The organism is Plantactinospora sp. BB1, assembly GCF_003030385.1.
Lineage (GTDB): Bacteria > Actinomycetota > Actinomycetes > Mycobacteriales > Micromonosporaceae > Plantactinospora.
The window spans coordinates 5447645-5470237 of record NZ_CP028159.1; the positions used below are offsets into that span (position 1 = coordinate 5447645).

18 protein-coding genes are annotated in these 22593 nt (G+C 73.0%); 7 read left to right on the plus strand and 11 right to left on the minus strand.

Annotation, left to right across the window (positions count from 1 at the left end; translation table 11 throughout):
• Position 1: 1 nt before the first annotated feature.
• A complete protein-coding gene (locus C6W10_RS39520) occupies positions 2–2941 on the minus strand; it encodes a LuxR C-terminal-related transcriptional regulator (protein ID WP_107260642.1) in 2940 nt (979 codons plus the stop codon).
• Positions 2942–3093: 152 nt separating this feature from the next.
• Here C6W10_RS39520 and C6W10_RS23760 point away from each other — a divergent pair, with 152 nt between their 5' ends.
• Genes C6W10_RS23760 through C6W10_RS23770 form a run of 3 tightly spaced genes read left to right on the plus strand, consistent with a single transcriptional unit; the run spans position 3094 to position 4637 of the window.
• Complete coding sequence (locus C6W10_RS23760) at positions 3094–3447, plus strand: VOC family protein (RefSeq protein WP_107260644.1); 354 nt, start codon at positions 3094–3096, stop codon at positions 3445–3447.
• Positions 3448–3506: 59 nt separating this feature from the next.
• Positions 3507–4172: a glyoxalase gene (locus tag C6W10_RS23765; protein ID WP_107260645.1), complete on the plus strand. Its 666-nt coding sequence runs from the start codon at positions 3507–3509 to the stop codon at positions 4170–4172.
• Between the two features lie 12 nt (positions 4173–4184).
• The gene (locus C6W10_RS23770; protein WP_107264228.1) at positions 4185–4637 is read left to right on the plus strand and encodes an iron chaperone; all 453 of its coding nucleotides are present in this window, start codon (positions 4185–4187) and stop codon (positions 4635–4637) included.
• A gap of 297 nt (positions 4638–4934) precedes the next feature.
• Here C6W10_RS23770 and C6W10_RS23775 read toward each other — a convergent pair whose 3' ends face one another.
• The 5 genes from C6W10_RS23775 to eno form a co-directional block, all read right to left on the minus strand.
• Positions 4935–5882 carry a Ppx/GppA phosphatase family protein gene (locus tag C6W10_RS23775; protein WP_107264229.1) on the minus strand — a complete coding sequence of 316 codons (948 nt, stop codon included), beginning with the start codon at positions 5880–5882 and terminating at the stop codon, positions 4935–4937.
• Positions 5883–5997: 115 nt separating this feature from the next.
• A complete protein-coding gene (locus tag C6W10_RS23780; RefSeq protein WP_234361942.1) occupies positions 5998–6495 on the minus strand; it encodes an amino-acid N-acetyltransferase in 498 nt (165 codons plus the stop codon).
• A 77-nt stretch (positions 6496–6572) separates the two neighbouring features.
• The gene (locus tag C6W10_RS23785; RefSeq protein WP_107260649.1) at positions 6573–7184 is read right to left on the minus strand and encodes a DUF501 domain-containing protein; all 612 of its coding nucleotides are present in this window, start codon (positions 7182–7184) and stop codon (positions 6573–6575) included.
• Positions 7181–7858 (minus strand): septum formation initiator family protein, encoded by a 678-nt coding sequence (locus tag C6W10_RS23790; protein WP_107260650.1) that lies wholly within the window; start codon positions 7856–7858, stop codon positions 7181–7183. Before C6W10_RS23790 ends, C6W10_RS23785 begins: the two co-directional genes overlap by 4 nt.
• Before the next feature lie 33 nt (positions 7859–7891).
• Positions 7892–9175 (minus strand): phosphopyruvate hydratase, encoded by a 1284-nt coding sequence (gene eno / locus C6W10_RS23795; RefSeq protein ID WP_107260652.1) that lies wholly within the window; start codon positions 9173–9175, stop codon positions 7892–7894.
• 234 nt (positions 9176–9409) lie between these two features.
• On the opposite strand from eno, the gene C6W10_RS23800 reads away from it, so the two are divergent.
• Positions 9410–10126: a hypothetical protein gene (locus tag C6W10_RS23800; RefSeq protein WP_107260654.1), complete on the plus strand. Its 717-nt coding sequence runs from the start codon at positions 9410–9412 to the stop codon at positions 10124–10126.
• A gap of 3 nt (positions 10127–10129) precedes the next feature.
• On the opposite strand, the gene C6W10_RS23805 is transcribed toward C6W10_RS23800, so the two are convergent.
• Entirely contained in the window at positions 10130–11767 is a 1638-nt protein-coding gene (locus tag C6W10_RS23805) for a DUF885 domain-containing protein (protein WP_107260656.1), read from the minus strand.
• Between the two features lie 150 nt (positions 11768–11917).
• Between C6W10_RS23805 and C6W10_RS23810 the strand changes: the two genes are divergently transcribed.
• Both C6W10_RS23810 and C6W10_RS23815 read left to right on the plus strand, forming a co-directional pair.
• Positions 11918–12853, plus strand: a complete 936-nt coding sequence (locus tag C6W10_RS23810) for a DMT family transporter (protein ID WP_159104725.1) — start codon at positions 11918–11920, stop codon at positions 12851–12853.
• Between the two features lie 183 nt (positions 12854–13036).
• Positions 13037–14206, plus strand: a complete 1170-nt coding sequence (locus tag C6W10_RS23815; RefSeq protein WP_234361397.1) for a glycoside hydrolase family 3 N-terminal domain-containing protein — start codon at positions 13037–13039, stop codon at positions 14204–14206.
• A gap of 34 nt (positions 14207–14240) precedes the next feature.
• Here the strand turns inward: C6W10_RS23815 and C6W10_RS23820 are convergent, their stop codons facing one another.
• From C6W10_RS23820 to mfd, 4 genes are all read right to left on the minus strand, one after another.
• The gene (locus C6W10_RS23820; RefSeq protein ID WP_199853735.1) at positions 14241–15602 is read right to left on the minus strand and encodes a glycoside hydrolase family 6 protein; all 1362 of its coding nucleotides are present in this window, start codon (positions 15600–15602) and stop codon (positions 14241–14243) included.
• Between the two features lie 180 nt (positions 15603–15782).
• Positions 15783–16787, minus strand: coding sequence for a nucleoside triphosphate pyrophosphohydrolase (locus C6W10_RS23825; protein ID WP_107260660.1), 1005 nt, complete (start codon positions 16785–16787; stop codon positions 15783–15785).
• A gap of 73 nt (positions 16788–16860) precedes the next feature.
• Entirely contained in the window at positions 16861–17583 is a 723-nt protein-coding gene (locus C6W10_RS23830) for a hypothetical protein (RefSeq protein ID WP_107264232.1), read from the minus strand.
• Positions 17584–17714: 131 nt separating this feature from the next.
• Positions 17715–21356: a transcription-repair coupling factor gene (gene mfd / locus C6W10_RS23835; protein ID WP_107264233.1), complete on the minus strand. Its 3642-nt coding sequence runs from the start codon at positions 21354–21356 to the stop codon at positions 17715–17717.
• Positions 21357–21656: 300 nt separating this feature from the next.
• Between mfd and C6W10_RS23840 the strand changes: the two genes are divergently transcribed.
• A complete protein-coding gene (locus tag C6W10_RS23840) occupies positions 21657–22580 on the plus strand; it encodes an AraC family transcriptional regulator (protein ID WP_107260662.1) in 924 nt (307 codons plus the stop codon).
• The last annotated feature ends 13 nt before the right edge of the window (positions 22581–22593 follow it).

Genomic DNA, 22593 nt, shown 5'->3' on the forward strand with positions numbered 1-22593 from the left:
ATCACCCGGGCCGAACCAACCCGTCGACGCCGCTGCCCATCGGGGCGACCCCAGGCTCGCTGCCCATCGGGGCGACCCCAGGCTCGCTGCCCGTCGGGGCGAGCCCAAGCTCGCGGAGCACGGCCGCCCCGCGCTCGGCATCGGCGCCGCCGGCCAGCAGCAGAGTCCGGCCGGACTGGTAGCGGCAGCCGGCCACCTCGAAGGCCGCTGCCGTGCCGAGCAGTGCCGCCCGGTCGCCGTCCAGCAGGGCTTCGGCCCGTGCCACCATGGCATCGGCCACCGGATTGCCGGCCACGATGGTCCGGGCCTCCGCCAGGCGGTCGCGAGCGTCAGGGCTCGCGGCGAGTACGGCGGCCTCGGCGCGCAGTGCGACGTACCAGTGGAGCCAGATCCAGGTGACCCACTTCCACACCTCGCCCGGCTCGGGTGCCACCCGCTCCAGCGCCTCCGGCGCCTGCCCCTGGTGCAGCAGGAGCAACGCGTCGAAGACCGCCCCGTAGCCGTAGGTACGCCCGCCCGCCGAGGTGCCAAGCCGGTCCAGGATCTCCTGCCACTCGCCCCTCGCCTCCTGGTCGGCGCGCAGGCCGTGGATCATCGCCACCCCGGCCGCCGCCGGAGCGAGGCCCGGCAGGGCCGGACTGCCCGACCGCCGCCACCCGTCGAGGAACCGGACACTGCCGGTCAGCACCTCGGCGGCGTTGCCGGCCAGTGCCTCCACCATCAGCAGCCGGTACGTGGCGAGGTGCCCGACCTCGGCCAGCGCCGGATGGCCGGCCAGTTGCCGTGCCCACCGCCGGGCACCCAGCACGTCCCCGGCGCCGAGGCCCGTCTCGGTGACCATGCCGAGTGCGTCGATCAGCTCGTGGGTGCCAGCCGGGGTATCCGGTGTGTCGGAGAGCAGCATGATCCGGCGCCGGGCCGTGGCCGCGACCGCCAAGGTGTCACCGGCCCAGCTGTGCGCGGCGGTGAGTGCGTCGAGTGCGGCCGACTCGGCGAGCGGGTCGCCGGTCCGGCGGGCGAGTTCGACCGCCCGCTCGGCGCGCGCGATCGTCTCCGGTACGGCGTTGTCCGGCGGGCCCTGGGCGGCACCGAACGCGTCGGAGAGCACTCCCGCCTCGGCCAATGAGACCGCGGCCTGCGCGGCCGGGTCGTCGCCGGCCAGCTCCCGCGCCTCGGTGAGCAGCGCGAGCGCCTCCGCCGGGGACGGGATCCGCACGAACTTGCTCGAGAAGCGGTACGCGATGGTGGCGGCGGTCGCCAGGTCACCCGCCGCGCCAGCGGTGTCACCGGCCCGACCGGCGGCGTCGGCGGCAGCGCGCCGCAGCCGGTACATGTCGTCACCGATCGTCCGGCAGCCGGCCACGGCCGCGGCCTGCCGGTACATCGACGCGGTGACCGCGGGGTCGTCGGCGAGCGCGGCCGCCTGCTCGTAGCGCTGCTGGGACTCGGCGGTCAGGTGACGCGTGAAGGTCAGCTCTGCCAGGAACCGGGCGAGGCGACAGGCGTCCGCGCGCTGCTCTGCCCGGTCGGCCGCCCAGGCGAGGGCGGCACGGAGGTCGTCGGCCACCGCGTCGAAGCGGACCCGCCAGTCCGCCCCCGTCTCCGTCAGCCCAGCGGCCTTGGCCAAGCACCAGCGCAGGTGCCGGGACCGGGCGTCAACCAGCTCACCGGCCTCGGTGAGCCGCTCCGTCCCGTACTGGCGGATGGTCTCCAGCGCCCGGTACCGGGTGCCGCCCGGGGAGGCCGTCACCACCAGCAGGCTCTGTTCGGCGAGCCGCGCCAGCCCCTCGGCGACAAGACCCTCCTCGGCCCCTGCGCCCTCCCCTGCGCCCTCGAACCCGGCGCCCTCCGCCGCGCCCTCGAACCCGGCGCCCTCCGCTACGTGCTCGGCTCCGGTGACCTCCGCCGCCGCCTGCGCGGTGAATGGCGCCACGAACACCGACACCCGGCGCAGTAGCACCCGATCGGCCGGCTCCAGCAGGGCGTGGCTCCAGTCCAGTACCGCCCGCACCGAACGGTGCCGCTCATCGGCCCGGGATCCGCCGGTCAGCATCCGGAGCGGATGGGACAGCGCGGTGGTGATGCCGTCCAGCCCGAGCGTGGGATACCGAGCGGCGGCCAGCTCGATCGCCAGCGCCATGCCGTCCAGACGCTCGCAGATCGAGGCGACCTGCTCGCGCAGTGGCGGATCCAGCGGCCAGCCCACCGCCGCCGCCCGCTCCATGAACAACGCGATCGCGTCCGATCCACCGTCGACAGCCAGCGACAGCGGTGGCACCTGGTACACCCGCTCGAACGGCACCATCAGCCGGGCCCGGCTGGTCGCCAACACCGTCACCCCGGGGCACGCTGCCAACAGCCGCTCTAGCAGCGGCGCCACCCCGTCCAGTACGTGCTCGCAGTTGTCCAGGACCAGCAACGCGTGATGGCCGGCCAACGCGGCAACGACGGACCCGGTCATGTCCCGGCCGGGCTGCTCGCCGAGGCCGAGCGCCCCGGCGACGGCAGTCGCGATCATGCCAGGATCGGCGACCGGGACCAGGTCGACGAACCATACCCCGTCGGGGTACTCGCCAGCGGCTTCCGAGGCCACCGCCAGCGCGAGCCGGGTCTTGCCCACGCCACCAGGGCCGACCGCGGTCACCTGACGGTGCGCCTTGATCAGCTCGGTCAGTTCGGTCCGCTCGCGCACCCGACCGACGAACGAGGTCAGCGGGGCCGGCAGGACCGGTACCGGCTGAGCCGGGCCGGCGACGGCCTCCTCAGGCACCCGCTGGGCGAGCGCACGCCGATCCGGGACCTCCAGCTTGCGCAGCAGCGAGGAGACGTGGGTCTCCACGGTACGCACCGAGATGAACAGCCGGGCCCCGATCTCGGCGTTGCTGAGGTGCTCGCCGACCAACGCGAGCACCTCGGCTTCCCGAGGCGAGATGTCAACCATTGCCCCATTCTGTCAGCCCCTCCGTGTGCCGATTCCGTGGCCGCTCCGTGGTCAGCACGGATCCGCACCGGACGTGCCGGCGGAGACGCTGTCTGCGTACCCGAACCGACCGGGCCGACGGTGGCCCGCGACCAGCGATCGAAGGAGTAACCATGGCCGGTTCTGCCACCCAGGGAGTCAAGACCGTGCTGCATCCGGTGTCGGACCTGGCGAAGGCCAAGGCGGTGTACGCGGCCCTGCTCGGCGTGCCGCCGACGAGTGACTCGTCCTACTATGTCGGCTTCGACACCGGGGGTCAGCACATCGGGCTGGTGCCGGGCGGTGGCCCACAGGGCATGACCTCGCCGGTGGCCTACTGGCACGTACCGGACATCGAGGCGAAACTCGCCGAACTGACCGCCGCAGGCGCCACCGTGACCGAGCCCGCGCACGACGTCGGTGGCGGCCGCACCGTCGCCACCGTCACCGACCCGGACGGCAACGTCCTGGGACTGATCCAGGACTGAACGTACTCCACCTGAACTGCTCTTCTGCCTGAACCGCCCCGTTATGGAAAGGCCCTGCCATGTCCTCCATCGAGTTCGTCACGCTCGAAGTGCCCGACCCCGTCGCCGCCAATGCCTTCTACTCCGGGGCTTTCGACCTGGGCGCCCGAGTGCGGGTACGCGCCTCGCAGGCACCCACGACCGGCTTTCGCGGGTTCGCCATGTCGCTGGTGGTGCCCCAGCCGAACACTGTGGACAGCTACTTCGACACCGCCGTCGAACGCGGAGCGACAGCACTGAAGCCGGCCGCGAAGAGTTTCTGGGGCTACGGCGGGGTGCTACGTGACCCGTACGGCACGATCTGGAAGATCGCTTCGTCGTCGAAGAAGAACACCGGCCCGGCCAGCCGACACGTCGACGATATCGTCCTGCTGCTGGGCGTGGCCGACGTCGCCGCGACCAAGCGCTGCTATGTCGAGCGCGGCCTGCCCGTGGCCAGGAGCTTCGGTCGCAAGTACGTCGAGTTTGCCACCTCGGGCATCAGGCTGGCCCTCTACGGCCGCCGTGCCGCCGCCAAGGACGCAGGCGTCTCCCCCGACGGCACCGGATCACACCGCCTCGTCATCGGCAGCAGTGCCGGCACCTTCGCCGACCCGGACGGTTTCCAGTGGGAGGCCGCCTCCACCTCGTACGAACAGTACGGCCAGGCCAACACTGCCGATCTTGGCTTTCGTACCGAGCGATAGGAAGTGTCAACCATGAGTAGCGACGGCAACAGGACTTACCAGGGTTTCACCGCCGAAGAGCGCGCCGCGATGAAGGAACACGCCCAAGAGCAGAAGAAGGCAGCGCGCCGTGGCTCCCGGGCGGACAAGGCGGCGGAGGCGGAGCGGGACGTGCTCGCGAAGATCGCCGAGATGCAGGATTCGGACCGGATCATGGCCGAACGCGTCCATGCGATCGTCACCGCCAGCGCCCCCGCGCTCGCCTCGAAGCTCTGGTACGGGATGCCCGCCTACACCCTTGACGGCAAAATCGTCTGCCACTTCCAGCCCGCCGCCAAGTTCAAGACCCGCTACGCGACGCTCGGCTTCAGCGACCAGGCAAACCTGGACGAGGGCCCGATCTGGCCCACCACCTTCGCCCTGACCGCCCTAACCCCCGACGTAGAGACCCGCATCAGCGCCCTCGTGAAACGCGCCACCACCTGACCTCCCGCCACGATGCGGGCGGGACGCCAATTCCGGGAAGGAGTGGCTTCGCGGGGTCGGGAAGCCACTCCTTCCCGGAAACCGTGCGACGTCCGCGGGTCAGCGGCGCTTGCGGACATCCCGCCACCCCACCCCACCCCATCGCCGTCCCAACCCCGCCCCCTGTGCAAAACCCCCACCTCTGTGGACAAAGGAGGTTCGCACCAGTTCGCCGAAAGAGTGCCCTAAACAGGGACGGAGGGGACTCTTTCCCAGAAGTAGGGCGCGCCGGGGTGACGTGCGGCGGCGCCCGGCCTGTCAGCGCACGAGGCTGTAGGCGATGCCGTCGAGGATGTCCCGTTCGCTGGCGATCACGGAGGTCATCCCGGTGCGTTCCATGATGATTCTGAGCACCAGCGCACCGGCCCCGATCACGTCGGCCCGGCCCGGGTGCATCACCGGGATGGTCAGCCGCTCCGCCGAGGAGCGGGCCAGCAGGTCGCCGGTCACCTTCACCACGTCGGCGTACGGGACGCGGGCGTGGTGGATCCGGTCGGGGCGGTACTCCGGCAGGCCCAGCGCGATCCCGGCGACCGTGGTCACCGAGCCGGCCAGCCCGATCAGGGTCGCCGCCTCCCGCCCCGGTACCACCGAGAGCGCCCGGTCCACCACCGCGCCGATCTCCGCCTCGGCCGCCGCCAACTGCTCTGCTGTCGGCGGGTCGCCGTGCAGGTGACGCTCGGTCATCCGGACGCAACCGATGTCGACCGAGACCGCCGCGTCGACCGTCGGTGCACCGCCACCGGACGGACGGCCGCCGAGCACGAACTCGGTGGAGCCGCCGCCGATGTCGATCACGAGGTAGGGCGCCCGGACGTCGTCGCCGAGCCCGCGTACCGCACCGGTGAAGGAGAGCCGGGCCTCCTCGTCGCCGGTCACCACCTCCGGTTCGACGCCGAGGGTGTCCACCACCATGGACCGGAACTCGCCCGCGTTGGAGGCGTCCCGGGAGGCGGAGGTGGCACACATCCGGATTCGGGACACGCCGAGCGACTCGATCGAGGTGGCGTACCCGATCAGCGCCTTCCGGGTCCGCTCCAGCGCCTCCGGAGCCAGTCGCCCGGTCCGGTCGAGGTCCTGGCCCAACCGGACGATCTCCATCCGGCGTACCACGTCGGCCAGCTCGGCCGCCGGCCCGGCGGACGGGTCCGGCAGGTCGGCCACGAGCAGCCGGATCGAGTTCGTGCCGCAGTCGATCGCGGCCACCCGGTTAGTCACGATCTTCACCCTACTTGTCCTCCAGCTCACGTCGGCGCAGTCCCGGTGACCCGTCGTCGGCACGGCCCGCAGCGCCGCAGCCGTCCGCGCCGGGGCGTCGTCGTCAGAGCCGGAGCAGCATCCGGACGTTGCCGAGGGTGTTCGGCTTGACCCGTTCTAGGCCGAGGAACTCGGCGACGCCCTCGTCGTACGAGCGGAGGAGTTGCTCGAAGACCGCCTGCGGCACCGGCGCGCCGTCGATCTCGACGAAGCCGAAGGCGGCGAAGAAGCGGGTCTCGAAGGTGAGTACGAAGACCCGGGCGACGCCCAGTTCGCGGGCGGTGGTCAGCAGTTCCGCCACGATCCGCTGGCCGATCTTGCGGCCCCGGTGTGCCGGGTGCACCGCCACCGTCCGGATCTCGGCCAGGTCCTCCCACATCACGTGCAGCGCACCGCAGCCGACGACCGTGTCGTCCGCCGGGTCGACCGCGACCCAGAACTCCTGGACATCCTCGTAGAGCGTGACGGTGGCCTTGCTGAGCAGCCGCCGCTCCGGGCTGTAGGTGTCGATCAGGTCGCGGATTCCGCGTACGTCGGCGGTCCGGGCCCGCCGGATGATCAACTCGGCCGGAGCCGGAGCCGGAGCCGGAGCCGGTGTCGGAGTCGAAGCCGGAGCCGGAGCCGGAGCGTCGTCGCCGGTCATGCGGCGGGCTCTCCCGAGCGGGCCGATCCGACCGGCTCGACGCAGGGGCCGGCGGCCCACCACTGTTCGAGCAGTTCGAGCACCTCGTCGCCGAACGGGTTGACGCCGGGACCGGCGGCCAGCGCGTGCCCGAGGTGCACGTGCAGGCACTTCACCCGGCCCGGCATGCCGCCGGCCGAGATGCCGTCGATCTCCGGCACGGTGCCGATCGCCTCCCGCCGGGCGAGATAGTCCCGGTGCGCCGCCAGATAGCGCTCGGCCAGCTCCGGGTCGGCACCGAGCCGCTCCTGCATCTCGCGCATCAGCCCGGCGGACTCCAACCGGCTGCACCCGGCCACCGCGCGCGGGCAGGTCAGATAGAAGAGGGTCGGAAAGGGGGTGCCGTCGGCGAGCCGTGGGGTGGTCTCCACCACGTCCGGCTGGCCGCACGGGCAGCGGTGCGCCACCGCCCGGGTGCCGCGCGGGGTCCGGCCGAGCTGGGCGGCGACGGCCGCCAGGTCCGCGTCGGTGGCCGGCTCCCGCACCGGTGCCGGCACGCCGGCCGCCGCCGGCTCCGCGCCGGCCCGACCCGCCGCATCGGGTACGCCGACCGGGTCGGAACCGCTCACCGGGCCGCCTTGTCCGGCTCGTTGGCGGCCTGCACACTGCCCCAGAGGGTGTCGTACCAGGGCTCCGGGGGCCGTTCGGTCGCGTTGGGGTCGACCCCGGCGTCCCGGGCGGCGCCCTTGGGGTCGGTGAGCACCACGTACGGCGTGTCGCCGGGCACCACCATGTAGAAGCGCTCCCTCGCCTGGATCTTGACGTATTCCGGGTCGTCCCAGAGCGCCGCCTCCTCGGTCAGGTCACCGATGAGTTCCCGCTGCGCCTGCTGGGCCGCCTCGATCCGGGCGATGTCGGCCTGCTGGTTGAGATAGACCCGCACCGGATAGGTGTAGGCCAGCGCGAGCGCCACCAGCACCCCGGCGAGTACGGTCGCCCGGCCGGTGTAGCGCCGGGGATGCTGGGCGTACGTCCGCTTCACCGCGCGGGCGGCGACGGTCCGGCGGGCCGCCGCGGGCCGGCTGCCCGAGCGGGCGCCGTCCGCGCCCCGGCCGGCGCCGGAGGCCCGGGTCGAACCGGTGGCCCGGGTGGCTCCGGGGGAGCGGGCCTGGCCCTGTCGCGGCTCAACCCGGGAGCCCGGCTCCCGACCCGAGGCGCGACCGGTCCGGGACGTCCCGGACCGGCCGGCACGATCCGGCCGTCGAGCCGGGCCCTGCCCGCTCGGCGTACGGCGTTGCGTCATCGCCGTCGCACCCCTCCCCCGAAGGCTGACCCGTCAGTTGGAACGGTAACGCGGAAAGGCGCCGGTGCCGGCGTACCGCGCCGCGTCGGCCAGCTCCTCCTCGATCCGCAGCAGCTGGTTGTATTTCGCCACCCGGTCGGAGCGGGCCGGCGCGCCGGTCTTGATCTGGCCACAGCCGGTCGCTACCGCCAGGTCGGCGATGGTGGTGTCCTCGGTCTCGCCGGAGCGGTGGCTCATCATGCACTTGAAGCCGGCCCGGTGCGCCATGTCGACCGCCTCGAACGTCTCGGTCAGCGAACCGATCTGGTTCACCTTGACCAGTACGGCGTTCGCGGTCCGCTCCGCGATGCCCCGGGCGATCCGCTGCGGGTTGGTGACGAAGAGGTCGTCACCGACGATCTGGACCCGGTCGCCGAGCGCGGCGGTCAGCCCGGCCCAGCCGGACCAGTCGTCCTCGGAGAGCGGGTCCTCGATGGAGACGATCGGGTACTCGTCGGCCAGCTTGTGGTAGTAGGCGGTCATCTCGTCCGCCGTCTTGGTGCTGCCCTCGAAGGTGTAGACCCCGTCGTCGAAGAACTCGGTGGCGGCGACGTCGAGCGCGAAGACGATGTCGGTGCCGAGCCGGTAGCCGGCCTTCTCGACCGCCTCGGCGATCAGGTCGAGCGCGGTGGAGTTGGTCGGCAGGTCGGGGGCGAAGCCGCCCTCGTCGCCGAGGCCGGTGGCCAGGCCCTTCTTCTTCAGCACGGACTTGAGCGCGTGGTAGACCTCGGCGCCCGAGCGCAGCGCCTCGCGGAACGAGGGCGCGCCGATCGGGGCGATCATGAACTCCTGCACGTCGACGTTGGAGTCGGCGTGCGCGCCACCGTTGAGGATGTTCATCATCGGCACCGGCAGCAGGTGCGCGTGCGGTCCGCCCAGGTAGCGGAAGAGGCTCAGCTCGGCGCTGTTCGCCGCCGCCTTGGCCACCGCCAGCGAGACCCCGAGGATGGCATTGGCGCCCAGCTCGGACTTGGTGTCGGTGCCGTCGATGTCGAGCATCTTCTGGTCGATCAGCCGCTGCTCGCTGGCCTCGTAACCGACGAGCTGGTCGACGATCCGGTCCTCGATGTTGGCGACGGCCTTCTCCACGCCCTTGCCGTTGTAGCGGTCGGAGTCACCGTCGCGCAGCTCGATCGCCTCGAAGGCTCCGGTCGACGCGCCGGACGGCACCGCGGCGCGGGCGACAGTACCGTCGTCCAGCCCGACCTCGACCTCGACGGTCGGGTTGCCGCGCGAGTCGAGAATCTCCCGGGCGACGATTCCCTCGATGGTGGCCACTGTCCTGCTCCTCAAAATCGAAGTCTGTCCATCGATAGCCGATGGCGGTCCGTCCCCGTCGCGGCGGTGCGGCGCAGGCTCCCGCAGGCAGCCTATCGGTCCGGCCCGGGGCTTCGGGCGCTGCCTCCGGGCCCGGCCGCCCGGGCGCGGGACCGTCCGACATTTGCGGAGATCCTTCACAGTACGTGGGAACCGGTTTGCGCGCGCTTGACCCGATCGTGAAGGCTGTGGGCCATGCCGGCTGTGTCGATCTCACTCCGGGTACTCGCGGGGGCGATCATTTCCGTACTGACGGTCTCCGGGTGCCAGACCCTGGACGACGCCGGGCGGGTGATCGGCCGGGCAGACCTGGTCAACGACCTGGCCGCCCGACTGGACCGCGCCAACGAGCTGACCTACTCGGCGGACTACCAGCTCCCGGGCGGCCGGAGCGCCTCCATCGCGCAGTCGCAGGACCCGTTGCGCGCGGCGTACACCTATCCGGGTGGCAAGCTGACGGTCACCACCGACGCGACCACGGCCTGCGACACCAGCACGAAGAAGCCGACCTGCACCCTCACCGCACCGCCGGCCGCGAACGCCAAGCCGTCGGTCACCGTCTTCGCCGACATGAACAAGCGCGGCCTGGTCAGCCCGCCGGTGGTGGTCGGCCTGCTCACCGCCGCCGCGCTCGACCCGGACGCGACGATCCGGCAGTACGACACCACGGTCGCCGGGCGGCACGCCACCTGTGTCGAGGTCGACCAGCTCAGCGACGCCCCGGCGGCCGGTTTCGACGCCTGCATCACCAGCGAGGGCGCGTTGGGCAGCTTCACCGGTACGGTCGACGGCACCGACCTGGAGGTGGCGCTGAGCCGCTACCGCGACGCGGTGGAGAGCAGCGCGTTCGACCTGCCCGCCGGTGCCGGACTGGTCGACCGGCGGGCCAGGGCGGGGCAACCGAGCGCCTGACCCTCAGGCCAGGTCGTACTCGTCCAGGCCGAGCAGGGCCGGCAGGTGCCGCGGCGCCGGGGAGCCGTGCGCCAGCATCGCGTCGTGCCACTGCCGGAGCGGCACCCCGGCCGGCCGGCGCGCGGCGATCCCGGCGACCTGGTGGTAGCCGACGAAATAGGTGGAGAGCTGGGTCGAGGTGAGCAGGGCCCGGCGCCACTTGCCGGCCGCCTCGCCCTCCTCCTGGAAGCCCCGCCCGGTCATCAGCTCCAGCGCGTCGGACTCGGACAGCTCCTCGCAGTGCGTCAACTGGTCGAGGATGGCGTTGATGGTCATCCGGAGCTGCATCTTGAGCTGCTGCAACCGCACCGCCAGGCCGCCGAAACCCCGCTCGACCATCGCCTCCTCGGCGTAGACCGCCCAGCCCTCGATGAACGTCCCCGAGTGGCCGAGCGCGCGGGCCCGGCTGCTGCCCCGGTAACGGCGGGCGTGCGCCAGCTGGAGGAAGTGCCCCGGCACCGCCTCGTGCACGGTCAGGTTGCGGATCATGTGGTCGTTGTACTCCCGGAAGAACGACTCCACCCGGGCCGCCGACCAGTCCGCCGGGGTCGGCGCGATGCAGTAGTACGTCGGCACCGCCGCCGGCTCCAGCGGACCCGGCGCGTCGCAGTAGGCGACCGCGACCCCCCGGTCGTGCTCGGGCATCTCCCTGATCACGCAGGCGTCGTCGACCAGCGACACCAGCTCGGTGTCGGCGACGAAGTCGAGCACCTCGTCCAGGGTGGTCCGGGCCAGCGGTACCACCGAGGAGTTGTCCGGGTGCTCGTCGGCGAGCAGGGCCAGCGCCTGGCGTACCGTCTCGTCCGAGGCCGGACCACCGACCAGCTCGACCGCCGCCGCCCGGATCTCCTCGGTGACCCGCTCCAGGTTCGCCCAGGCCGAGTCGAGGACCTGCCGGGCACCCAGCTCGGTGTCCAGGGTGTGCCAGAGCCGCGCCTCCCAGAGCCGCCGCCCCAGCCGGGGGTCCCGGCCCGGCCCCGCGTCGTCGCGCAGTCCGGCGCGGAGCCGGTCGGCGAACCCGGTCAGCTCGCGGATCGCCGTCCGGGCGACCGGCTCGACCACGTCGCGCAGCTCGGGCGCCTCGGCGAGCAGGGCCGGCACCTGGTCCCGGACCAGCGCCGCCGCGCCCTCGAACTGCCCGACGGCGGTCTCGGCGTGGATCCGGGGTACGTCGTGCAGCCCGGCCCGCGCCGTCGCCAGCGCGTCCGGTACGGCGGCCAGCCGACCGGCCAGGCTGGTCAGCCGTACCTCGGCCGGGGCGAACGGGCGGGCGACCAGCGCGTGCAGCAGCGGTCCCGGGTTGTGCACCAGCGGGTTCCACTCGTGCGACCGCACCTCGGTCAGCTCGAAGATCCCCCGGTCCACCAGTGCGGTGAGTACGGCGTGGTCGACCCGTTCCGGTACGTCCAACTCCTCGGCGTCCACCTCGGAGAGCGCGTGCGCGGCGTCCCGCAGCATCGCCACCCGCCCGGCGACGGCATCGGCGGAGCGGTCCGGCAACTGGTCGTCGAAACCGTGTTCGCCGACCGACGAGGCCAGCTCGGGATCGCTCGCCAGGAGCGCGTCGACGATCCGTTCGGCGAGCGGGACGAATGGTGGCATGGGAAAAACCTAGACGATCAGCTCTTCCGCCGTCGGCCGGCGCATCGGCCCGTCCACTCGCGGTGCCGGCGGTATCGGAGCGAATGGTCCTGTGACGATGCCCTTGTTTGGCTCTGTCTCATGGACCAAACGGCTCCTAGCGTCGGTCTGGTGAAACTCTCCAACCCGGCCGCGGTGCTGCTCTGTGTCGGCGGGATGGTGCTGGTCGGCAGCTCCGTCTCGATCAGCCAACTGGTCCTCGACTATCCGCACCTCACCGGCCAGGCGGCCCGGTACGCGCTGGCCGCCGCCGTACTCTTCGCCCTGGTCCGCCGCTTTCCCGGCCTGCTGGCCGGCGACACGCCCCCGCCCGGCCGGCCGAACCGGCGCGAGCTGGTCGTGCTGACCACGCTCGCGCTGACCGGCATGGCCGGGTTCAACGCCTGCATCCTGGTCGCGCTGCCGCACGCCGACCCAGCCGTGGTGGGCACCTTCATCGGCGCCGCACCGCTCGGGCTCGCCCTGCTCGGTCCGCTCACCGGCGGCCGCCGGCCGGCTCCCCGACTCGTCGCGGCGGCCGGAATCGTCGTCGCCGGTACCCTACTGGTGCAGGGCAGCGGCCGGGCGGACGCGATCGGCATCATCGCCTCGCTCGGGGCGTTCGGCGGCGAGATCGCCTTCTCGCTGCTCGCCGCGGCCGTACTCCCCCGGCTCGGGCCGGTACGCGTCGCGGCGTACAGCTGTGGGCTGGCCGTACCGCTGTTGCTGCTGGCCGCGATCCCGGCGGGTGAGTTGGCCCGGTGGCGGCTGCCCACTCCCACCGAGGCCGCCGCGTTCGGCTATCTGGCGGCGATGATGACCGTGATCGCCTTCCTCGCCTGGTTCACCGGGCTGCGCCAGCTCGGCGTGGACCGGGCCGGGGTACTCGTCGGGGTGATGCCGATCGCCACCCTGCTGACCGCCGCCGTCCAGGCCGGCCGGCTGCCGGATCCGGGGCAGACCGCCGGGGTGCTGGTGGCGGCACTCGGCATCGCGGTCGGGCTGCGCGCGGGTCACCGGCGCCGCGGCCGGACCCCGAAGGAGAGCGTCGCCGCACCGGCTGGCTAGCCGGGGTGCTACCGGAACGTCAACGCGGCAGTGCGCGAACCCGGACGGGCGCCGGTGCGAACGTGGACGGGCGCCGGCGCGGGAACGCGGACAGCCGCTCCCCCCGTGTCGACCTGCCCGGAACCCGCGCCGCTGCTCGGATTGTGCCGCGCGGCCCCGGTCACCGACCGTAGCGTGGACCGGGTGAAGGATGCCCGCCTCAGCCGTCGGCTGCTGCTCGCCGGGGTCGGCTCGGCCGCGCTGGCGGCGGGTACCTCCGGATGTGGCTCGGGCCCCGCCCGGCTCGCACCGACCCCGTCCCGGCCGCCCGGCCCGGCCCGGCGGGACGAGGCGGCACTCCGCCGCAAGATTGCGAGTCTGCTGGTGGTCGGCTTCCGGGGCCAGCAGGCGAGCGAGGCCGGCTGGGTGCGGACGGCGATCCGGCAGGGGCTCGGCGGCGTCATCCTCTTCGACCGCGACCTGAAGACCGACACCGTACGCAACATCAGCTCGCCGGTCCAGGTGACCGCGCTGGTGAAGGCCCTGAAACAGGCGTCGCCCGGTCGGCTCATCGTCTCGATCGACCAGGAGGGCGGCCGGGTCGCCCGGCTCAACCCCGGCAACGGCTTCCCGGCCACCCGCTCGGAGGCCGAGATCGGCCGGGCCGACTCGATCCCGACCACCCGCGCCTGGGCGGAGGGGCTCGTCCGGAGTCTCACCTCGATCGGCGTCAACCTCAACTACGCGCCGGTGGTCGACCTGAACCTGCGACCGGACAGTCCCGCCGTCGGCCAGCTCGAACGCAGCTTCTCCGCCAACCCGGACGTGGTGGTGCGGAACGCGGCCGAGGAGATCCGGGTGCACCGGGCCGCCGGGGTACGCACCTCGCTCAAGCACTTTCCCGGGCTGGGCAGCGCGACCGGCAACACCGACTTCACCGCCGTCGACGTCAGCGACTCGTGGCGGGAGACCGAACTCGAACCGTTCCAGAAGCTGATCGCCTCCGGCACCGCCGACTCGGTGCTGGTCGGCCACGTACTCAACCGGAAGCTCGACCCGGACCGGCCGGCGTCGCTGTCCCGGGCGGTCGTCACCGACCTGCTGCGCGGCCGGCTCGGCTGGCGCGGCCCGGTGGTCAGCGACGACATGCAGGCCGCCGCGATCACCAGCCGGTTCGGCCGGGACGAGGCCGTCGCGCTGGCCCTGGAGGCCGGCGTCGACCTGCTGGTCTTCGGCAACCAGCAGGAGTACGACCCGAACGTCGTCGGCCACACCCTCGACACCGTCGTCCGGCTGGTCCGCTCCGGGCGCCTCACCGAGCAGCGGATCGACGAGTCGGTCGCCCGGGTCGACACGCTCCGCCCGAAGCGCTGACCCCGGGCCCCGCCCCCACCCCGGTGAGGACCCGTCACAGCGGCGGCCAGGCGTTGGCCAGCAACTGCCGGAAGTGCGCCGGGAACCACTGCCGGAACGGCGGGCCGCCCGGCAGCGCCCCGGTGATGCGGAAGCTGCCGCCCGGCGGGTTGTAGTTGGGATCGCACATCGGCTCGTACGGCTGGCCGACGTCCCGGCTGACACCGGTGCCGTCGGACTCACCGGGCGGTTTGACCCAGACGTACGCGTCGATGCCGGGCTCCGGGTCGACGGCGGGCCGCTCGCCGAGGCCGGAGCCCGCCTGGTTGCACCAGTTCGTGATGTGGGTTCGGCGGTCGATCCGGCTCCGGTCGACGTACTCGTTCAGGTCGCCGGTAGCCGGCGCCGGTCCGGTGGGCCGGTTCGGGCCGCCCCAGCCGTTGCGCGAGGTGTCGACCAGCAGGCTCGCCCGCGCGGAGAAGCCCGCCCCGACCAGCAGTTCCCGCATGTGTCGGGCGTACGGCACCTCGTCGACGAACGGGTTCCAGTCGACCCATCTCGACTGGTACACCGGGTAGCCGTTGACGACATCGTCGGCCTGGAACCACTCCTCGTGCAGCGGGGAGTAGTTGGCGGTGTTGGCGACGAAGCCGTGCACGTTCGCCACCGTGCTGCCCGCGCTGGTCGCCGCCTGGTGCAGCAGCGCCGTCATCGGGCCGGAGTCCTCCGGCCAGCCGAGTTCGCCGTGGTGGCTGATGTCCAGGTACGGGTAGACGTTCGGCAGGGCGCCGAGCCGGGACAGGGCGTACCCGATCCCGTCCGGATAGGTGCCCCGGGCCAGCACCTGGTCGCAGGCCCAGGTGGCGGTGTGCCGAGGGCTGGTGTTGACGACCAGGTTGGGCAGGGAGTTCGGCTCGACGAAGACGACGATCCGCAGCCCGGCGTAGTGGGGGGCGGCGAGGATCTCGACGATCGGATCGACGAACTCCGTCCGGTACCGGTCGAGTTCGTCGATCGAGAGTTCGCCCTGCGGCAGCGGCCGGCCGCAGTCCCGGGACGGCAGGTTGTAGATCGTCACCTGGACGAGGTCGGCCCGCTGCGCAACGGCGGCGTCCAGGTGGTCGCGCAGCCCCATCGCCCCGTCGGTGCCCTCGATCGCGGCGATCCGGTCCAGCCAGACGGCGGTCGGCTGGCCGGCGATCGCGCCGCCACCGGGCTCGGCGGCGGCCCGGGCGGACCACTCGGGATTCACGTACACCCGGGCCCCGGCGTACGGGTTGACCATCAGGTGCGGCGGTTTGGTGGCACCGGCCGGACCGGCGCTGCCGAGCATCCCGGCGAGCAGGACGGGTACGGCGAGGACGGCGAGGGCCGTACGGCCCCGGGCGGGTACGCGTCCGGAACGGCGCATGATCATGACACTGGCTCCTCAGCACCGGGTCGGCGCCGGGTACGGCCCGCTACGGGGCGGCCCGGAGCGGTTCGGATCGGTTCGGACCGGGCGGCACCGTGACCGGCAGGACCCCGCCTGCCATTTATTAACTTCGATCCATCATGCCATCCCCCGCACCTTCCGTGCACGCGCGCTTCCCCGGGGTCAGGACGGCGGTATCGAATCCTGTTCCGCCGCGCGCACCGTGGCCGCGTAGGCCAGGGTCGCCTGGCGCAGCGCCGCCTCGGCGTCCAGCCCCGCCGCCCGGGCCCGGGCCACCGTCTCCAGCAGGGTCGCGCCGAGTCGTACCGTCTCGTCCGCCCCGGCCGGCGGCTCCGCGGGTGGCAGGTCGAGCCCGGCCCGGGCGACCCGGTGCAGCACCTTCGCCGCCAGCGCCAGCGCCGGCTGGGAGAGCGCGACCCCGTCGAGTACCGAGGCCCGGGGCTTCTCCGCCCGCTTGATCCGTTCCCAGTTCTCGATGATCTCGTCGATGCCGCCGACCTCGGTGCCGGCGAAGACGTGCGGGTTGCGCCGGACCATCTTCGCCACCAGCCCACCGGCGACGTCGTCGATCGACCAGCGCTCCTCCTCGGGCAGGTTCTCCGCCAGCCGGGCGTGCAGCACCACCTGCAACAGCACGTCGCCCAGCTCCTCCCGGAGCGCCACGAGATCGTTCGCGGCGATGGCGTCGTACGCCTCGTAGCACTCTTCGAGGAGGTACTGCGCCAGCGAGGCGTGGGTCTGCGCCCGCTTCCACGGGTCACCGCCGGGCGAGGCGAGCCGGTCCATCACCTCGACCGCGTCGAGCAGCCGGGCACCGGGTGGATCCCAGGAGCCGTACATCAGCTCCAGCTCGGCCAGCCCGGGTTGACGGGCCAGCCGGAGTCCCAGCTCCCGGGCCAGTGCCTCGTCCCCGGCCGGGCCGGCCAGCCAGACCGCCGTACCGTGCGAGGCGACCGTGGCCAGCAGGTCCGGAACCGGAGTCGCGGTGACGGTCACCTCGGCGCCGGCCGCGCGTACCGCCGTGGCCAGCTCGCTCTCCGCGCCGGCCAGCACCGGGAAGCCGCGTACGACGTCCCAGGCGGACGCGGTCAACAGCCCGGCCGGCAGCCGGGGCGAGGTGACCAGCAGCACGATCCGGCCGGCCGGGCCGGGCGCTACCCCGGTCATCGGCCGGTGGGGCTGGTCGACGGCGGGATCGTCACGGCACGGCCGGTGGTGCGGGCGGGGTGTCGCGGGCCGCTCAGCGGGCGTCGACCACGGTGTCGGAGCCGGACTGGCCGATCGGCACGACCAGCGCCGGGCTGCTGTCCGAGAAGGTCAGCACCGGGTATTCCAGCGGGCGGTAGCGCGGGTTGACCGTGACGTCGGAACTCTCCAGCGCCTCGGTCAGGGTGTTCCGCATCGCCAGCGCGCGGCGCAGCACGTCACCGTCGAGCTGCTGCCCGGCCTCGCCGTCCTTGGCGTCCGGCGGGATGACCCCGGCGACCCGGCCCCGGGCCACCACGTCCATCAGCTCCTCCTGGGTCGGCGCCACCGGCTGGGTCACCGGAATGCCGGCCCGGCAGGCGTCCAGCTCGGAGAAGAGCCGCACGTAGCGGGAGTCCGCCGGCAGGCCGGTCGCCTCGGCGATCCGCTCTATCGGAGCCTGCTCGGACGGCTTGAAGCCCTTGTCCGTGGCGAGCTTGAGACAGACCTCCCGCATCACCAGGGTGCCGACCACCTCGGCCCGACTCGGCGTCTTCGGCTCGGAGGCGCCCGGAGCGGGCGTGGCGCCCGGCTCGGTGGGAGCCGGCGAGGCCGCCTTGCTCCGGACGTCGTCGAGCACCGAGGTCACCTCGTCCTCGGTGATCTTCTTATCCCCGAGGTAGACGGCGACGCTGGAGTCGGACCGGCAGGCGGAGAGGACGGTGGTGCCGAGCACGGCAATGACCGCGATCGAAGCCAGACGACGGGCACGCTGCATGCTCGACACTCTCTCACGCAGCCCGACCGCCTGCGGCACGGGGTCGGACCCGCCCGGGGCGGCCCGCCGGGGGCGCTCGCTCCGCAGGGCTGCTGCGGGCACGCTGACCTCGCGGGCCGACCCGGTCGGGCTCACCTCGCCGGCTCCCCCGTCGCCGCCTTCGCGGGCTCACCGAGCACGTCGCGGAGGAGCTGGGCGCACCAGTCCAGCAACGCCTGGTCGCGCAGCGGCTCGCCGCCGATCCGCCGGGTCGTCGGGCGCGGCACGCTCACCTGGTCGGTGGCCGACTTGTAGACCGCGTCCGGGTGGTAGCGCTTGAGCCGCAGCTGCTTCGAGTCCGGCAGCGGCAGCGGGGAGAACCGCAGGTGCCGGCCCTGGGCCGAGACGTCGGTGAGGCCGTACGCCCGGGCCAGCAGCCGGAACCGGGCCACCGCCACCAGGTTGGCGACCTGCTCCGGCGGCTCGCCGTACCGGTCGGTCATCTCGGCGACCACCTCGGCCAGCCGCTCGGCGTCCCGGGCCTCGGCGAGCTTGCGGTACATCTCCAGGCGCAGCCGCTCCACCCCGATGTAGTCGTGCGGCAGGTGCGCGTCGACCGGCAGATCGATCTTGATGTCGGCCTCCTCCTCCGGCCGCTCACCCTTGAACGCCTGCACCGCCTCGCCGACCATCCGGACGTAGAGGTCGAAACCGACCCCCTCGATGTGCCCGGACTGCTCGCCGCCGAGCAGGTTGCCGGCGCCCCGGATCTCCAGGTCCTTCATCGCCACGTACATCCCGGCGCCCAGCTCGGTGTGCTGGGCGATGGTGGCCAGCCGCTCGTGCGCGTGCTCGGTCAGCGGCTTCTCCGGCGGATAGAGGAAATAGGCGTACGCCCGCTCCCGGCCCCGGCCGACCCGCCCCCGGATCTGGTGCAACTGGGCCAGGCCGAGCAGGTCGGCCCGCTCCACGATCAGGGTGTTGGCGTTCGGGATGTCGATGCCGGACTCGACGATCGTGGTGCAGACCAGGACGTCGTATTCCTTTTCCCAGAAGCCGACCATGACCTTCTCCAGGGCGTCCTCGCCCATCTGGCCGTGCGCCACCGCGACCCGGGCCTCCGGGACCAGCTCCCGGATCCGCCGCGCCGCCCGGTCGATCGACTCGACCCGGTTGTGCAGGTAGAAGACCTGGCCGTCGCGGAGCAGCTCGCGGTGGATCGCCGCCGCGACCTGCTTGTCGTCGTACGCCCCGACGAAGGTCAACACCGGGTGCCGCTCCTCCGGCGGGGTGGCGATGGTGGACATCTCCCGGATGCCGGTGATCGCCATCTCCAGGGTCCGCGGGATCGGCGTCGCCGACATGGTCAACACGTCCACGGCGGTACGCAGGGTCTTCAGGTGCTCCTTGTGCTCGACCCCGAAGCGCTGCTCCTCGTCCACCACCACCATGCCGAGCTGCTTGAACCGGGTCGCCGACTGGAGCAGCCGGTGGGTACCGATCACGATGTCCGCGCTGCCGTCGGCGGCCGCCTCCAGGGTCCGCTCGGCCTCCTTCGGCGTCTGGAACCGGGAGAGCTGCCGGATCTGCACCGGGAACTGCCCCATCCGCTCGGCGAAGGTGTTGTAGTGCTGCTGGGCCAGCAGCGTGGTCGGGACGAGCACCGCCACCTGCTTGCCGTCCTGCACCGCCTTGAAGGCGGCCCGCACCGCGATCTCGGTCTTGCCGTAGCCCACGTCGCCGCAGATCAGCCGGTCCATCGGGGTCGACTGCTCCATGTCCCGCTTGACCTCCTCGATCGCCGCGAGCTGGTCCGGCGTCTCGGTGTACGGGAAGGCGTCCTCCAGCTCCCGCTGCCACGGGGTGTCCGGGGCGAACGCGTACCCCTTGGACGCCTTGCGGGCGGCGTAGAGCTGGACGAGCTGGGCGGCGATCTCCTTGACCGCCTTGCGGGCCCGCGCCTTGGCCTTCTGCCACTCGGCGCCACCCATCTTGTGCAGGGTCGGCTGCTCGCCTCCGACGTACCGGGAGAGCTGGTCGAGCTGGTCGGTCGGGACGAAGAGCCGGTCGCCGGGCTGGCCGCGCTTGCTGGCCGCGTACTCGATGACCAGGTATTCCCGGTCGGCGCCGTTGACGGTGCGCTGCACCAGCTCGACGTACCGGCCGATGCCGTGCTGCTCGTGCACGACATAGTCGCCGGCCCGCAGCTCCAGCGGGTCGATGGTGTTGCGCCGCCGGCTCGGCATCTTGCGCATGTCCCGGGTCGACGAGCCCCGGCCGCCGGTGATGTCGTTGCCGGTCACCACCGCGATCCGGGACGCGGAGTCCAGGAAGCCGTGGTTGAGTGAGCCGCAGGTCACCAGCAGCTCGCCGGAGGCCGGCGGTGCCGGCACCTCCTCGGTGAGCGCGGCGCCGAGCCCGGCGTCCCGGAGCACCTCGACGGCGCGCTGCGCCGGCCCGTGCCCCTCGAAGACCAGCGCCACCCCCCAGCCGTCGCCGACCCAGCGCTTCAGGTCGTCGACGACCCGGGCCGTCTCGCCGTGGTAGAGCGGCACCGGCTGGGCGTGCAGCGCCACCGACTCGCCGGTGTCCGGCACCACCGTCACCTCGGGCTCCGGCTCCACCGCCCACGGCTCGACCGTGGCCGCCGGGCCGGGGGCGGCCTCGACCAGGCCGAACGGGGACGCCGACCACCAGGGCTGGCCGAGGGTCGCGGCGGTGGCCCGTACCTCGGCCAGGGTCTTGAAGGCGGCGGCGCCGAGGTCGACCGGGGCCTGGCCGCCGACGGCGGCCGCGGCCCAGCTCGCCTCCAGGAACTCCGCCGAGGTACGCACCAGGTCGTGCGCCCGGGTCCGGATCCGCTCCGGGTCGCAGAGCAGTACGTGGCTGCCGGCCGGCATGCAGTGCAGGACGAGTTCGAGCGAGTCCGCGCCGATCAGGGCCGGGGCCAGCGACTCCATCCCCTCGACCGGGATCCCCTCGGCGAGCTTGTCCAGGATCTCGGCCAGCTCGGGGTGCTGCTGCGCCAGCTCGGCGGCCCGGCGCCGGACCGGCTCGGTGAGCAGCAGTTCCCGGCAGGGCGGCGCCCAGAGGGCGGGTACCGCCTCGATGGTCCGCTGGTCGGCGACGGCGAAGGTGCGGATCTCCTCCACCTCGTCGCCCCAGAACTCGACCCGGGACGGGTGCTCGTCGGTGGGCGGGAAGACGTCCAGGATGCCGCCCCGGACGGCGTACTCCCCACGCTTGGTGACCAGGTCGACCCGGGCGTACGCCAGGTCGGTGAGGCGGCGGGCGGTCTCCTCCAGCCCGGCCTCGGCCCCGGCGGCGAGCCGGACCGGCTCCAGGTCGCCCAGCCCCTTGAGCTGTGGCTGCAACACCGACCGGACCGGGGCGACGACCACCCGGACCGGGCCGGGGTGCTCGGCGAGGTCGGGGTGGGCGAGCCGGCGGAGCACGCCGAGTCGCCGGCCGACGGTGTCGGACCGGGGCGAGAGCCGCTCGTGCGGCAGCGTCTCCCAGGCCGGATAGACCACGACCTGCTCCGGCGGGAGCAGGCTGCCCAGCGCGGCGGCCAGGTCGTCGGCCTCCCGGGTGGTAGCGGTGACGGCGAGCACCGGGCGCCCGGCACCGCCCGCCTCCTCGCCGGCCGCCACGGCGGCGACCAGGAAGGGCCGCAGCGCGGGCGGGGCGGTGAGGTCGAGCCCGTCGGCGTCCGGACCGCCGGTGCGGGCCAGCGAGCGGGCCCGGGCCAGCGCGGGATCGCGGAGCGCGGCGGTGAGCAGACCGGTGAGCACGCAGATCACAACCTTGCAGATGGGCACGCGGAAAACGCCCCACGCCCGACGCGGGCGGGGGGTGCGGGTGAGGCAGGACCCGGGGCGTTGCCGTGCCGGAAAGGGCCCCTCCTCAACGCCGTCGTCAAGCCTATCCCCTGAGCCCGACAAACCCCGCGGCACGGCCGGCACCGCAGGCCCGGCCGGCGGCGGAGCCGGCACCGCAGGTCCGGCGGGCAGCGGAGCCGGCTGGCGTTCGCGGCACGGTCCGGGGACAACCTGAGAACCTCGCTCGGGCGTTTCCCTCCGGGAGGAGGCGCGATGTCGGATTCTCACGATGCGATGCCCGGGTTCCGGGACGCGTTCGCCGCCGACGGGCGGCTCCAGGCGCGGTGGCGATGGCTCGGCTGTCCGGACGGGATGGGCCTCTACGAGGTGCGCTGCCACAACACCAGGCGCGGCTGGGAACCCGCCCGGCCGAGCGGCCACTTCACCGTGCACCTGGCCCGCTCCGGTGGCTACCTGCGCCGGCTCAACGGGCGGGAACGCTTCGTCGACCCGACCTCGGCCCTGTTCCTCAAACCCTCCGACGACCTCACCATCTCGCACCCGCTCGGCTGCGGCGACAGCTACACGGTGATCGAGGTCGACCCGGAGCTGCTGGTCGGCTGGGCGGACGGCGAACGGTGGCTGACCGGTGCCGGCTGGGAGGGCCGGCTCCGCGCCGACCTCGACCTGGAGCACCGCGCCCTGGTCGCGGACTCGCTGCGCGGCACCGACCGCTTCGAGCTGACCGAACGGACGCACCGGCTGCTCGGCCGCCTGCTCGCCGCCGGCCCGGACCGGCCCGGGGAGGAGCTGGACCGGGCGGTACGCCGCCGCCCCGGCACCCTCGCCGCGCACCGCCGGCTGACCGACCGGGTACGCGAGGTGGTCAGCGGTGGCGGCTACGCGCTCGGCCTCACCGAACTGGCCCGGCAGGTCCACTGTTCGCCGCACCACCTCAGCCGGGTCTTCCAGTGGACCACCGGGCAGAGCCTGACCGCCTACCGCAACCAGCTGCGGACCCGGGCCGTGCTGACCGCGCTGGCCGCCGGCGAGGTGGCCAGCCTGCGCGGCCTGGCCGCCGAGTACGGCTTCGCCGACCAGGCCCACCTGACCCGCACCCTGCGGCAGCAGCTCGGACACTCCCCGACCCAGCTCCGGCGGCTCCTGGCCACCACGTCAGGGCCGGCCCGGAGGTGAGCACGGATCTTCA